We start from the raw sequence: 12,005 nt of genomic DNA, 5'->3' as shown, positions 1-12,005 counted from the left end.
GCAAGCTCGGGTGGCAAGCGACCAGAGCGGCAGGCCGATCGACCGGGTGATCGTCGTCACCCGCAAGACCGAGCTGGAGGAACTGACGACGCGCTTCAACACGCAGGGACAGGCGCGCTTTTATCTCCGGCAGGCCGGCATGAATTTCGACCCGGTCAAGGCGGCGCATGACGTCTATCACCAGGCGCTCGACCGGGTAATGGGTTCGCTTCCCCAAGGCCTCAAACAGTTGCGGCTCGACCGCGAACTGGTCCCGCAGTTCGAATTCGGCTCCGACGCGGTGATCGCGCTCGGTCAGGACGGGCTGGTGTCCAACACCGCGAAGTACCTCCCGTACCAGCCGCTGATCGGCATCAACCCGAACCCGGCGCTTTTCGACGGCGTGTTGCTGCCGTGGAATGCCGACGATACCGAAAAGGTCCTCGGCCTGACGATCGCCGGCAAGGCGAAGCGCCAGGCGGTGGTGATGGCCGAAGCGCGCTCCAATGACGGACGCCGGCTAATCGCCTTCAACGATCTGTTCGTCGGCGCCTCCACGCGTGTCTCGGCGCGCTACGAATTGACCTATGGCGGCAGGACCGAGCGCCAGTCGTCGAGCGGCATTATCATCTCCACGGGCGCCGGCTCTACCGGCTGGCTGCGCTCGGTGATGGCGGGCGCCGCGGGACTGGCCGCGGCCTATGGTGACAACTCCGTGCCGACCGTGCCGCCGCAAGGCTATGACCGCGAAGGCGAACAGCTGTTCTTTTCGGTGCGCGAACCGTTTCCGAGCAACACGACCGGCGTGTCGCTGGTCCATGGCGTCATCACCCGCGACCGGCCGCTGGTGGTGTCGTCGCGGCAGAGCCGGGGCGGCGTCATCTTCAGCGACGGCATGGAGGTCGATTTCGTCGACTTCAATTCCGGCACCGACGTGACCATCGCGATCGCCGACCAGAAGGCCTATCTCGTAGTGCCATAAGCGCGCCACGTGGGCAGCCAAATCACCGGCCGGACTGAATTCGGCCGCCCTCCATTCTTTGCGAGGCACCATGCCCGACTGTAAGATCAGCTTCGACATGTCACGGATCGATTTCCGGGCGACCTCCGACCTGTTGATGGCAAGTTATTGGGGCGCCGGCCGCAGCGATGAGTTTCATCGCCGCGCCTTTGCCAACTCGTTCTGCACCGCGGCCTATATCGACGGGAACCAAGTCGGTTTTGGCCGGGCCATCACCGACCGTACGGTGTTTGCCTATCTCGCCGACATCATCATCTGGCCGCAGCATCGCGGCCAAGGAATTGGCTTGCAACTGGTGCAGGCGCTCATCGACCACCCTGAACTCAGCACGGTCTCGCACTGGAGCCTGTCGACCAGTGACGCGCATGGCCTTTATGAGAAGCTGGGCTTCAAGGCATCGACCGACGGCCGCTACATGCGCCTCGATCGCAACCCGGAATGAGGCATAGCGAGGGGGTTGACCGGCTGTTGTTGCAAAATAACCTTACTGGTTGGACCAGTTACGCTTTGCCACGTGCCCGGCCTTGGCGATCCTTCATGGCGTCTCTATAAGGACCGCTCCGCAAGTGTCTTGCGGGAGGTCCGAATGGCAGTATTTCACATGGTAATGCGAGGCCGCGAAGCCTAGGTCTCACCTGGCGTCCGGCGAAGGTTTGTCCTTCGCGCCGATGCCGGGTCGAGTACAGGCTTCTGCCGATGCCGGTCGCCACCCGACGAATCGGGCGCGCCGCCACCTATGCCGAACCTCCGCAGCCCCGGGCGAATTGCCCAGCGCGGTTTTCAATTTCAGACCTTACCGGGACCGGGCAGATTTGCGCCCGGATGACAACATGGCTCGTTTCCGAATCGATCTGCGTGCAAGCGCCTTTCGCAGCGTTCTTGGCTTCACGCTCAGCCACTGGCGGCGCCAGCCGTGGCGGCTTTCGCTGATCATGGGCAGCTTCCTGCTGTCGACCCTGGCCGACGTCTTGACGCCGCTCTATTCCGGCCGGCTGGTCGACGCCGTCGCCAGCAGTGCGTTGGCTGACGATGTCGCGTGGAATGCGGCAATGGCGGCGTTCTCCGCGCTCATCGCTTTGGCGCTGACCGGCGTGGTGCTGCGCAACCTGGCTTTCATGGGTATTGTCGAGCTGACGCTGAAGATGATGGCCGACATCGCCGCCGACGCGTTCTATCGCGTGCAGCGCTTCTCAACCGACTGGCACGCCAATAGCTTTGCCGGATCGACGGTGCGCAAGGTTACGCGCGGCATGTGGGCTCTCGACCTGCTCAACGACACCATCCTGATTGCGTTGCTGCCGTCGGTCGCCATGCTGGTCGGCTCGACGTTGCTGCTCGGCTGGTTCTGGCCGCTGATGGGGCTGGTCGTGGCAGTCGGCTCGCTGCTGTTCATCACCGTGACGGCGCTGCTGTCGCTCGGCTATGTCGCGCCCGCGGCACGGCTCGCCAACAGCTGGGATACGCGGCTTGGCGGCTCGCTTGCCGATGCGGTGAGCTGCAATGCCGTGGTCAAGGGTTTCGGCGCCGAGACGCGCGAGGAAACGCGTCTTGCCAAGGTCGTCGCCAAATGGCGCGCGCGGACCAGCCGCACTTGGGTGCGCGGCACCATCAACGGCACGACGCAAGGCGCCATGCTGCTGGTGCTGCGGACGGCAGTAATCGGCCTGTCGCTGATGCTGTGGGCCTGGGGCCAGGCAAGTGCGGGCGATGTCGCCTTCGTGCTGACCTCGTTCTTCGTGCTGCAGGGCTACCTCAGGGACATCGGCACGCATATCCGCAATTTGCAGCGTTCGGTCAACGACATGGAGGAACTGGTCGATTTCCAGTCGCAACCGCTCGGCGTCGAGGACCGGCCCGGCGCCAAGCCGATCCGGATCACGCATGGCCACATCGCCTTCGATAACGTCACCTTCCACTATGGTAGCCATCGCTTGCCGCTCTACCGCGACTTTTCGTTGGAGATAGCGGCGGGCGAGCGGGTCGGACTGGTCGGCCATTCCGGCTCGGGCAAGACGACCTTCGTGAAGCTGATCCAGCGTCTCTATGATGTCAGCGGCGGCAGGATCCTGATCGATGGCCAAGACATCTCCCAGGTTGCACAGGCGTCGCTGCGCGCGCAGATTGCCATCGTCCAGCAGGAGCCCATCCTGTTCCACCGCTCGCTGGCGGAAAACATCGCCTATGCCCGTCCGGACGCCACGCAGGCCGAGATCGAGCATGCCGCCAAGCTCGCCAGCGCGCACGACTTCATCACCAGCCTGCCGAAGGGCTACGGCACGCTGGTCGGTGAACGCGGCGTGAAACTGTCGGGCGGCGAGCGCCAGCGGGTGGCGATCGCACGCGCCTTCCTGGCGGATGCGCGCATCCTGATCCTGGACGAGGCGACATCGAGCCTCGATTCGGAATCGGAAGTACTGATCCAGCAGGCGATGGAGCGGCTGATGGTTGGCCGCACGACGCTGGTCATCGCTCACCGTCTGTCGACGGTGCGGGCGCTGGACAGGCTGCTCGTGTTCGACCGTGGCAAGATCGTCGAGGAAGGCTCGCATGACGAGCTGATCCGGCTGAAGGGCGGCATCTACCGCCGCCTGTTCGAGCGGCAGGCGCTGGAACTGACCAAGGGCCTGGTGATCTGAGCTGAACGCAGAGCCCTATCCGAGGGATAGGGCTCTGCCTGGTTCATCCAGGCATTCGCTCGAATGGCTGAAGCGCTGGGTCGATCGTGTCCCAGGCGTGGCCGCGCACGGTGTAGGTGACCGCCTGCGGGTCGAACTGGCCGGGATCATCGAGGCTCGTGGCCTGGATAGCCGTCACCTCCGGCATGGCGACGAACGTTACGTAGACCGGCGTGCCGCAGGTCGGGCAAAAGGCCTGGGCTTTTTCATTGCCGCTGTCGGCGATCATCCGCCATGTGCTCGGCTCGCCGGTGATCTTTACGTCAGTGCGCCGGCCGAAGGTCACATAGGAACAATGGCCAGTACCGCTGCGCTTCTGGCAATCGAGGCATTGGCAGTGGTTCTGAAAGATCGGCTCGCCGCTGGCCTCATAGCGGATCGCGCCGCAGGCGCAGCCGCCGGTAAAGTGCTTGGTCATCGTCGTTCTCCGCGGTTGCTTCAGGCCGATTTCGGCTTGGCGAAAAGGTCAATGCCCGTGCCGGTTTCGAGGAAGGATTTCATACTGGACAGCACGGCCGGCCAGCCTTGGCTGATGCCTTTGGCCATGCCGCTGCCGGCTTCGAGCTCGTCATGGCTGACGGTCAGCTTGACCATGGTGTCGTATTCCTCGATGGCGAACGTCACCCGGCTGTGCTTGGTGGGATCGTCGGCCTGCGAGGCGTTGGCCCAGCTCATGACCAGCCGGGTTGGCGGCGAGATTTCGACGACCTTGCCAACGAGTTCGACGGTCCGTTCGTCATTGGCGCGGATGTGTTCCCATTTCGAGCCGGGCTTCCAGTCGGAGACGTTTTCGTGGCCCCAGTAGCGCTTGGCGATATCGGGCCTGGTGATGGCTTCGAACACCTTTTGTGGCGTCGATCTGATGTAGGTCACGTAGACAAAACTGGTGGTTTCCCGGGTCATTGGTCGTCTCCTTCGAGTTCTTGTTTCAGGTCGTGCAGCAGGCTCAGCCGCTGCCGTTCGAATTTTCGCACCCACCGCTCGTAGACTTCGTGCAGCGGCACGGGGTTGATGAAATGCAGCTTCTCTCGGCCACGCTTGACCGTGCTGATCAGATTGGCCGCCTCCAGAAGATCGATGTGCTGGGTCGCGGATTGCCTTGCCATGTCGAGGTTTTGGCAAAGCTCGCCGAGCGTCTGGCCGTTCTTCTCACACAGAAGATCGAGCAGCATTCTGCGGGTCGGGTCGCCCAGCGCTTTGAAAACCTTGTCGGCGTCCATCGGTCTCACTCATCTTGAAGACACAATATGCAGGTAAATGCCTGCATGTCAAGCTGTGGCTAAGCTTGGCCTGAAGGGGAGGGATTTATAGTGTCGGATTGCTGGCGCGCGGAGCGAAGCACCGAGCCCGGAATCGGGGCAAGAACCGGTGCGGGCGCGCAGGACTATGCAGCGGTGGCTGTGAGCTAGGCTCTAACGACGAACTTGTCGGGATCGGCGCAGAAATGGGCGATGATCTGGCAGAGGTCCGGCTCGTTGACCATGCGTACGGCCTCGGCCCCATTGACCCATTTGCGGGTGCGCGCGCGCTTTTCCTTCCAGCGGTCGGCAACGTGCTCGACCTGCAGCGGAAACACCAGCACTTCGCAAGGGACTTCCTCGCCGGACGCGAGGGCCTTGGCGTAGAAGTAACGACCGGCCTCGAAAAGCGAAATCTTGCCACGCAATCCGGCTTCCTCGCCCGCCTCGCGCGCCGCTGCCTCGCAGAGCGGCTCCCTGGCCTCGGGCCAGCCCTTCGGCAGCACCCAACGCCCGGTGTCTCGGCTGGTGATCAGCATGATCTCGACGCCGTCTTCGTTATTGCGCCATGGCAAAGCGGCAACCTGCAGGCGACAAGGCGAAGTGCCGAAGAGCTTGCGGACCCTTTCAGCCAGATGGTCGTGTGTCGCCGGTGTCGTCAGCATCAGTGAAAGCTACCCCAGCCCTCAGAATCGTTAGCCGCCGTATGAATCTTACCGACAAGTGTAAGTCTTAAAAGTAAAAAACATCACACCAACCGTCCAATCCGCCAACAGGCGTCGATTCGACAGAATAATGTGCCTTCCAGTGTCTGTTTTCATAGCAGACGGGGCGGGTTTGGCCGTCTGGGCAGAAATGGGGCTGGCGCGAATCAGCCGGCGTGATCGTCGGCGATCGGCTTCTGGTAGGTGAAACCCATGTCCCAGGGAAAGTAGATCCAGGTGTCCTGGCTGACTTCGGTGATGAAGGTGTCGACCAGCGGCCGGCCTTTCGGCTTGGCGTAGACGGTGGCGAAATGCGCCTTGGGCATCATGGCGCGCACGATGCCTGCCGTCTTGCCGGTGTCTGTGAGGTCGTCGATGATCAGCACGCCCGCGCCATCATCGGCGAGCAGCGCCGGCGTGATCTCCTTCAGCACCTGCAATTGCCCCTGGCTGGTGTAGTCGTGATAGGAGGCGACGCAGACCGTCTCGATGACGCGTATGCCGAGTTCGCGTGAGATGATGGCAGCGGGAACCAGGCCCCCACGGGTGATGCAGACGATGGCCTTCCACTGACCCTTGTTGGCGCCGGCAAGCCGCCAGGCGAGCGCCCGGGCATCGCGGTGGAACTGGTCCCAGGAGACCGGAAAGGCTTTTTCGGGAAGGGACATTCTGCACTCCGCGCGCAACATTGTGGAATGCGCGCGGAATTAACTGGAAAGTCAGGGCATTGGCAAGGGCGGGGCCAGTCTGTGGAGTTACCGCGACAAAAAGGCCGCAACCGGCACGCTGCGCAACACGGTGCGCGTGACGCCGCCGAACAAAAGCTGACGCAGCCAGGAATGGCTGTAGGCGCCGAGCACCAGAAGGTCGGCTCCGGTCTCGGCGATCCGGGTCTGGATGACGTCATCGACCGAAGCATTACCCGATTTCTGCACCGACACGCTGACCGTTGCGCCATGCCTGGAGAGTGCCGCGGCGATCTCGGCGCCGGCGGCTTCCGGGTTGTCATCCAGCGTATCCGGCGGATCGATGACCAGAATGTCGGTCTTTTCGGCCTCGATGATGAAGGGCAGCGCGTCGAAGGCGGCACGCGCCGCCTCCTTGCTGCCGTTCCAGGCCAGCAGCACATGTTTGAATGTGGTGACCAACGGCCCCTCATGCGGCACCACCAGCACTGGCCGGCCGGCATCGTAAACCAGCGTGTCGACATCGGCGCTCGTGTCGCCCCCGGTCTCGCGCTGCGCGGCAATGATCAGATCGGCGGCGCGCACGCTGGAAATACCCGTCAGCGCGCTGTCGCCGGAAAAGCTCTCGAGGCTGCGCCATTCGAAGGAAAGGCCGGAATTCTCGATCCGCCCAACGAAAAGCGCCTGCAATTTCTCGGCGCGCTCGCGGTTCATGTCGGCGGAGACCTGCAGGAACTCAGTGTCGGGGAAGCCGGTTGCCGAGGTGTAGGGAACGGGCAGCGCTTCGGCATGGATGCCGATGAGATGGCTCTCGAACCGGTCGGCAAGCGGGATGGCGCAGTCGAGCACGCGTTCGGCGTCCTGTTCGTTCTGCAATATGGCGACGATGGTCTTGAAGCGCATGCGAAATCCCTCAAATCTGCCAGCGCGTGCTGCGCCCGAGGGAAAACGTGGGAGTGCGGTGCTTGGTTCCGGCCCGGCGATGGTCCGCGAACCCAGGGTCAATTGGCGGCGGTGAAGCCGGCCACCATCGCCTCGACGTCCTTGCGTGCCGAATCCAGCGCCTCCTGGCTGCGGGCGCGGACCACCAGCTCCGTCCAGAATTTGCCGTCGCCATATTTCGGATAGGAGCCGATGATGGTGTCGGGATGCGCCTTCTGGATGTCGCCCACGGGACCGCCGATCAGGCCTTCGCCGAACGGGCAATGGACGGTGGCCGACAGCATCTTGGTGCCGGCCTTCAGCGTCGGCACGACATTGTCGAGCATGGCCTGGAAAATCGCCGGCACGCCGGCCATGACATGGACGTTGCCGATGCGAAAGCCGGGCGCGACGGAGACCGGATTGTCGATATGGTCGGCGCCGCGCGGCATGCGCGCCATGCGCTTGCGGGCCTCGGTGTATTCGATGCCGCGCGCGGCATAGCTCTCGCCCAGCATGGCATAGGCCTTGGCGTCGTATTCGCAGGGCACCCCAAAAGCCTTGGAAATGGAATCGGCGGTGATGTCGTCATGCGTTGGGCCGATGCCGCCGGTGGTGAAGACATAGGTGTAGCGGGCGCGTACGGCATTCACCGCAGCGACAATCTCGTCCTCCTCGTCGGGAACGATGCGCACTTCCTTCAGGTCGATGCCGATGGCCGTCATGATGTCGGCGAGGTGGCCGATATTTTTATCCTTGGTGCGGCCGGACAGAATCTCGTCGCCGATGACAAGCATGGCGGCAGTGACGATTTCAGGCATGGAAGGCTCCGGCAAACAGGCCCGTTGGCAGACAAGGTCGCCTGAGGCAGAAAGAAGGTCGCCTGAGATAGCGCGCCATCGAACTGGCGGCAATGCCGACACAAGCCGCCATCTGCCTTGCCGAGCGTTCGTCAGTGGGTGATGGTGCGCGCCGGTCCGCTTCCCGGGTGAAAACATGCTGGTATCGATTCTGCTTTGGCTTGTCGCCGGCCTGTCCGTGCTGGCTCTCGTCATCGTGGCCTGCCTGGTGGCCGCTACGCTCTGGATTGCCGCCAAGGCCGAAAGGCTGGTGCCGGCCAGCGGAAACTTCGTCGAGATCGACGGCAGCCGCATCCATTATGTCGAAACGGGCGAGGGACGGCCGATCCTGTTCGTGCACGGACTTGGCGCGCAGCTCCACCAGTTTCGCCACACGCTGTTTGAGCGCTCTGGCCCTGGCTACCGCCTCATTGCACTCGACCGGCCGGGATCGGGCTATTCTGTTCGCGCGCGAGGAGCCACCGGCCGTCTGCCTGAACAGGCCGAGATCATCAGGCGCTTCATCGAAACACTCGGGCTGGAAAGGCCGCTCGTGGTCGGGCACTCGCTGGGGGGCGCCGTCGCGCTGACCCTGGCCTTGGAGCATCCCGGCGCGATTTCCGGCATCGCCTTGCTGGCGCCGCTGACCCATCTGGAAGCCGGCGTCCGCGAGAAAGCGGGCCTGCTCTATATCCGTTCGCGGCTTTGGCGCTGGATCATGGCCTACACCGTCGCGATACCGACAAGCCTCAGATATGCGCGGCAGACACTGGAGTTCATCTTCTCGCCGCAGGCCGTTCCCGCCGACTACATGATCGATGGCGGCGGATGGCTCGGGCTGAGGCCTGTCCATTTCCATGCGACCTCCACCGATTTCGTGGCGGTCGAAGAGGATCTTGGCCGCATCGAAGAGCGCTATGGAGAGATCGCCATGCCGGCCGGGATTTTCTTCGGGACAGCCGATCGCGTCATCGCCATGCGCATACATGGGGAGCCGATGAAGGACAGGATCGAAGGGCTCGATTTCGAGACGGTCGAAGGCCTCGGCCACATGCCGCAATTCGACGAGCCGGACCGCGTCATCACCTTCATCAAGCGCATTGCCGAGCGGACATTCGCCGGCCAAGACCTCACCACAGCCTCACAACAATTTCACTGAACCATTCGGCTGATATCCGGTTTTACCCCGTGTCGCACCCAAGGCGGCAGATACGGAGTAATTCAATGTACAGGAAAGTTTTTGCAGCATCCGTGCTGACGATCGGTCTTGCCACATCGGCGATGGCGCAGTCATCGGACGGCACGTATTCCAACCATCACAGCTGGTGGCCGTTCGGCAACGAGCAGTCATCGACCGTCGACCAGAGCACCACCGGCAGCATCAATGCCGACGGCAGCCAAGGCTATGGCGCTACGGGGCCGTGCGCCTCCGACCCGTCAGGACCCTACGGAAATGTGAGGCCCAACGTGAACGATCAATATTGCGGCAAGTGATCAAGCCGCGGCTTCGACTGACCGGCAGGATGTCCCGCCTGTTTGTTTTGACGCAATTCCCAAGGGAATTGCTTAGGCGAGCATCCACGGCCGGCAGCGAAAGCTGAGGGGCAAGGATCAGTCGGAAACTTCGGTCTGCGGCCGGTCGCGGCCGTCGGCCAGTTCGTCGTGCCACTTGCCTTCGGCATCCTCATACTGGATGCCGTCCGTGGCGCCGGCGATCTGCTGTTCGGCCGAGGCGATCTCGGCGGCGCGCAGCGCATCCTGGTGGGTCGGGAATGTCTCCGAGAATGTCGAACCGACCTTGTAGGCCCAGCCCCCGTCATGCTCGACGATCTTGTAAGTCAGCTTCGCCATGAAATCCTCCGGTTCGTCCGTCCGCTCAATGCGGCCCGTTTTTCATTGCAATTTGGGCTTCAATGCAACTTGGCGTCTGGCAGCCGGTCTTCGGGAACCAGCACTTCCGATTCCTTGGCCGCTTCGATCAAGGCCCTGCGTGCATCGGCCGTCGAACGATAACCTTCCAGCACTTTGAGGCAAGTGTCGAGAGCATCACGATGGCGCGGGCCGCGATTGAGCGGCCACACCGTCATCAGACACTCCGCCGCTTCCTGGGTGCTGCGGATCTGGCGATATTTGCCGACATGGCCGAGTTCGACCACGACCGGGGTTTCAAAAGGTTTGTTATCCATGATGGCCGCAACGCAAAGCAGCCAATATGGTTGCAAAAATGGCCGTCAGCCTGCGCCCAAACGTCTCACAACCGCAATCGTTGGTCTCAGTAACCGCAGTCGTTGCGCAGCCAGTGGGCGTTGGCCCAGCCGGTCCGTCCGCCGATTTCGACCTGGTACCAGTTGCCCCGGCGGTCGAAAATCTCCGTGTGGTCGCCGTTGAACAATTGCCCGATCATGCGCGACGACGAGTTCGGCCGTGCGCGCACGGCGAGAAACCCGCTGCCGGTATCCAGATCGTAGTGCCTGGACAGGCCGTGCACCGTGCCTTCGCAATATTGCGCGCCGACCGGAGACGACGCGGCGAACGACAGTGCGACCACCAGAGCGGCTGCCGCCGGATAGATTGCCCTTGATGCCATGGACTTTGCTCCCAATCCGGCCGCCAAGGCGGCCTGCCCCCAGGGACTATAGCGGGCGGATTAAAGCGAAGCTGCGGCAATCTGTCCAGCAGATGCGTTTGGCGCATCCGTCGGCGCTGCCTGTTCAGCCCTTCGTCCAATGCTGCATCGTCGTCACCGAGCGGGCGAGCTGTGGCGCGGGATGGATTTTCTCGCTGAAGGTGGCGGCGGCGCGCCAGCCCCAGCGCGGATCGGCGAGGAAGGCGCGGGCCAGCGCGACCATGTCGGCGCGGCCGTCGGCGACGATCGCCTCTGCCTGCGAGGGATCGTCGATCAGGCCGACAGCCCGTGTCGGGATGCCGGCGCCCTTGCGCACCGCTTCGGCCAGATGCACCTGATAGCCGGCGCCGGTCGGCAGCTTCTGCAACGGCGAATTGCCGCCGCTCGAACAGCAGATATAGGCAACATCAAGCGCCTTCAAGGCTTTGGCCACCTCGATCGCCTCGTCGACCTCGAAGCCGCCATCGACCCAGTCCTTTACCGACAGGCGGGCGCCAAGCATCAGGTTTGGAACTGCATTCCTCACCGATTTGGCGATCTCGATGAGGAAACGCATGCGGTTTTCCAGCGAGCCGCCCCAGCGGTCGGTGCGCTGGTTGGAAAGCGGCGACAGGAACTGGAAGATCAGATAGCCGTGCGCGGCGTGCAACTCGAGGAAGTCGAAGCCGGCGCGCTCGGCCCGCCTCGCGGCTTGAGTGAAGCGCTCGATAAGCTGCAGGATTTCATCCTCCTCCAGCGCATGCGGCACATTCCAGCCGGTGTCATAGGCGATGGCCGAGGCCGAGACGGTCTGCCAGGGATCCTCGCCCGGCTGCAATGGGCCGCCGCCTTCCCAGGGCTTTCGGTTGGAGGCCTTGCGGCCGGCATGGGCAAGCTGAATGCCGAATTTCGTTTCCGGCGCGGCGACGCGCCTTGCTGCATCCAGCGTGCGCCGGGCGGCCGCCTCGTTGTCGTCGGAATAGAGGCCGAGGCAGCCATGGGTGATGCGGCCGCGCCGTTCGACGTCGGTCATCTCGACGGTGACCATGCCGGCGCCCGACATCGCCAGGTTCATCCAGTGATAGAGATGCCAGTCGCTGGCCGAGCCGTCTTCGGCGGAATACTGGCACATCGGCGCCACCGCGATACGATTCGGAAAGGTCAGGCCATCGAGGGCGATCGGCTGGAAAAGCGCTGCGGTCATCAAAAGAACTCCGGAGAGGGACTGCAGCTATTTAGGCGATGGCAGTTGCCGGCACCAGACACGAGGCGGTGAAAGCTTCGCCGTTTCGGTTGCGCGCAAAACCGTTCGCGGTTACGCCATGGCGCCGACAGCT

16 protein-coding genes are annotated in these 12,005 nt (G+C 63.1%); 5 read left to right on the top strand and 11 right to left on the bottom strand.

Annotated features, from left to right (window positions below):
* The first annotated feature begins 10 nt into the window (after positions 1 to 10).
* The 3 genes from NKI06_RS02825 (at position 11) to NKI06_RS02815 (ending at position 3,636) form a co-directional block, all read left to right on the top strand.
* Positions 11 to 961 carry a diacylglycerol kinase catalytic domain-containing protein gene (locus NKI06_RS02825; protein ID WP_352983897.1) on the top strand — a complete coding sequence of 317 codons (951 nt, stop codon included), beginning with the start codon at positions 11 to 13 and terminating at the stop codon, positions 959 to 961.
* A gap of 70 nt (positions 962 to 1,031) precedes the next feature.
* Positions 1,032 to 1,442, top strand: coding sequence for a GNAT family N-acetyltransferase (locus NKI06_RS02820; RefSeq protein ID WP_352983894.1), 411 nt, complete (start codon positions 1,032 to 1,034; stop codon positions 1,440 to 1,442).
* 388 nt (positions 1,443 to 1,830) lie between these two features.
* Positions 1,831 to 3,636, top strand: a complete 1,806-nt coding sequence (locus NKI06_RS02815) for an ABC transporter ATP-binding protein (RefSeq protein WP_352983891.1) — start codon at positions 1,831 to 1,833, stop codon at positions 3,634 to 3,636.
* Positions 3,637 to 3,679: 43 nt separating this feature from the next.
* On the opposite strand, the gene NKI06_RS02810 is transcribed toward NKI06_RS02815, so the two are convergent.
* From NKI06_RS02810 to NKI06_RS02780, 7 genes are all read right to left on the bottom strand, one after another.
* Positions 3,680 to 4,093, bottom strand: a complete 414-nt coding sequence (locus NKI06_RS02810) for a GFA family protein (RefSeq protein ID WP_352740015.1) — start codon at positions 4,091 to 4,093, stop codon at positions 3,680 to 3,682.
* Positions 4,094 to 4,113: 20 nt separating this feature from the next.
* Positions 4,114 to 4,578, bottom strand: coding sequence for an SRPBCC family protein (locus tag NKI06_RS02805; protein ID WP_023681542.1), 465 nt, complete (start codon positions 4,576 to 4,578; stop codon positions 4,114 to 4,116).
* Positions 4,575 to 4,895: an ArsR/SmtB family transcription factor gene (locus tag NKI06_RS02800; protein WP_023741436.1), complete on the bottom strand. Its 321-nt coding sequence runs from the start codon at positions 4,893 to 4,895 to the stop codon at positions 4,575 to 4,577. Before NKI06_RS02800 ends, NKI06_RS02805 begins: the two co-directional genes overlap by 4 nt.
* 185 nt (positions 4,896 to 5,080) lie before the next feature.
* Positions 5,081 to 5,578, bottom strand: coding sequence for an NUDIX hydrolase (locus tag NKI06_RS02795; RefSeq protein WP_023667541.1), 498 nt, complete (start codon positions 5,576 to 5,578; stop codon positions 5,081 to 5,083).
* A 206-nt stretch (positions 5,579 to 5,784) separates the two neighbouring features.
* Positions 5,785 to 6,285, bottom strand: coding sequence for a xanthine phosphoribosyltransferase (gene gpt / locus NKI06_RS02790; protein WP_023667540.1), 501 nt, complete (start codon positions 6,283 to 6,285; stop codon positions 5,785 to 5,787).
* 87 nt (positions 6,286 to 6,372) lie between these two features.
* Entirely contained in the window at positions 6,373 to 7,206 is an 834-nt protein-coding gene (locus NKI06_RS02785; protein ID WP_023681540.1) for a universal stress protein, read from the bottom strand.
* 98 nt (positions 7,207 to 7,304) lie between these two features.
* Positions 7,305 to 8,045, bottom strand: a complete 741-nt coding sequence (locus tag NKI06_RS02780) for a competence/damage-inducible protein A (protein ID WP_352983887.1) — start codon at positions 8,043 to 8,045, stop codon at positions 7,305 to 7,307.
* Between the two features lie 175 nt (positions 8,046 to 8,220).
* Between NKI06_RS02780 and NKI06_RS02775 the strand changes: the two genes are divergently transcribed.
* Together NKI06_RS02775 and NKI06_RS02770 are read left to right on the top strand one after the other, a co-directional pair.
* Positions 8,221 to 9,222 (top strand): alpha/beta fold hydrolase, encoded by a 1,002-nt coding sequence (locus NKI06_RS02775; RefSeq protein ID WP_352983884.1) that lies wholly within the window; start codon positions 8,221 to 8,223, stop codon positions 9,220 to 9,222.
* 65 nt (positions 9,223 to 9,287) lie between these two features.
* Positions 9,288 to 9,557, top strand: a complete 270-nt coding sequence (locus NKI06_RS02770) for a hypothetical protein (protein WP_352983882.1) — start codon at positions 9,288 to 9,290, stop codon at positions 9,555 to 9,557.
* A gap of 117 nt (positions 9,558 to 9,674) precedes the next feature.
* On the opposite strand, the gene NKI06_RS02765 is transcribed toward NKI06_RS02770, so the two are convergent.
* The 4 genes from NKI06_RS02765 to NKI06_RS02750 all read right to left on the bottom strand — a co-directional run bounded on the left by NKI06_RS02765 (position 9,675) and on the right by NKI06_RS02750 (position 11,872).
* Positions 9,675 to 9,914, bottom strand: coding sequence for a DUF2188 domain-containing protein (locus NKI06_RS02765; protein ID WP_023667535.1), 240 nt, complete (start codon positions 9,912 to 9,914; stop codon positions 9,675 to 9,677).
* A 59-nt stretch (positions 9,915 to 9,973) separates the two neighbouring features.
* A complete protein-coding gene (locus NKI06_RS02760; RefSeq protein ID WP_032891817.1) occupies positions 9,974 to 10,252 on the bottom strand; it encodes a DUF982 domain-containing protein in 279 nt (92 codons plus the stop codon).
* 83 nt (positions 10,253 to 10,335) lie between these two features.
* Entirely contained in the window at positions 10,336 to 10,650 is a 315-nt protein-coding gene (locus tag NKI06_RS02755) for an SH3 domain-containing protein (protein WP_023691186.1), read from the bottom strand.
* A 124-nt stretch (positions 10,651 to 10,774) separates the two neighbouring features.
* A complete protein-coding gene (locus NKI06_RS02750) occupies positions 10,775 to 11,872 on the bottom strand; it encodes an NADH:flavin oxidoreductase/NADH oxidase (RefSeq protein ID WP_352983879.1) in 1,098 nt (365 codons plus the stop codon).
* Between the last annotated feature and the right edge of the window lie 133 nt (positions 11,873 to 12,005).

Origin of the sequence: Mesorhizobium sp. M0772, from assembly GCF_040320135.1 — a bacterium.
Taxonomy (GTDB): Bacteria; Pseudomonadota; Alphaproteobacteria; order Rhizobiales; family Rhizobiaceae; genus Mesorhizobium.
This window is presented reverse-complemented; position numbering and strand designations above follow the sequence as displayed.

Excerpts from the sequence above, each read along its gene's own strand:
- NKI06_RS02755 (WP_023691186.1), bottom strand. The coding sequence starts at position 10,650 with ATGGCATCAAGGGCAATCTATCCGGCGGCAGCCGCTCTGGTGGTCGCA.
- NKI06_RS02780 (WP_352983887.1), bottom strand. The coding sequence starts at position 8,045 with ATGCCTGAAATCGTCACTGCCGCCATGCTTGTCATCGGCGACGAGATT.
- gpt (WP_023667540.1), bottom strand. The coding sequence starts at position 6,285 with ATGTCCCTTCCCGAAAAAGCCTTTCCGGTCTCCTGGGACCAGTTCCAC.
- NKI06_RS02820 (WP_352983894.1), top strand. The coding sequence starts at position 1,032 with ATGCCCGACTGTAAGATCAGCTTCGACATGTCACGGATCGATTTCCGG.
- NKI06_RS02765 (WP_023667535.1), bottom strand. The coding sequence starts at position 9,914 with ATGGCGAAGCTGACTTACAAGATCGTCGAGCATGACGGGGGCTGGGCC.
- NKI06_RS02795 (WP_023667541.1), bottom strand. The coding sequence starts at position 5,578 with ATGCTGACGACACCGGCGACACACGACCATCTGGCTGAAAGGGTCCGC.
- NKI06_RS02800 (WP_023741436.1), bottom strand. The coding sequence starts at position 4,895 with ATGGACGCCGACAAGGTTTTCAAAGCGCTGGGCGACCCGACCCGCAGA.
- NKI06_RS02750 (WP_352983879.1), bottom strand. The coding sequence starts at position 11,872 with ATGACCGCAGCGCTTTTCCAGCCGATCGCCCTCGATGGCCTGACCTTT.
- NKI06_RS02815 (WP_352983891.1), top strand. The coding sequence starts at position 1,831 with ATGGCTCGTTTCCGAATCGATCTGCGTGCAAGCGCCTTTCGCAGCGTT.
- NKI06_RS02810 (WP_352740015.1), bottom strand. The coding sequence starts at position 4,093 with ATGACCAAGCACTTTACCGGCGGCTGCGCCTGCGGCGCGATCCGCTAT.
- NKI06_RS02775 (WP_352983884.1), top strand. The coding sequence starts at position 8,221 with ATGCTGGTATCGATTCTGCTTTGGCTTGTCGCCGGCCTGTCCGTGCTG.
- NKI06_RS02805 (WP_023681542.1), bottom strand. The coding sequence starts at position 4,578 with ATGACCCGGGAAACCACCAGTTTTGTCTACGTGACCTACATCAGATCG.
- NKI06_RS02785 (WP_023681540.1), bottom strand. The coding sequence starts at position 7,206 with ATGCGCTTCAAGACCATCGTCGCCATATTGCAGAACGAACAGGACGCC.
- NKI06_RS02770 (WP_352983882.1), top strand. The coding sequence starts at position 9,288 with ATGTACAGGAAAGTTTTTGCAGCATCCGTGCTGACGATCGGTCTTGCC.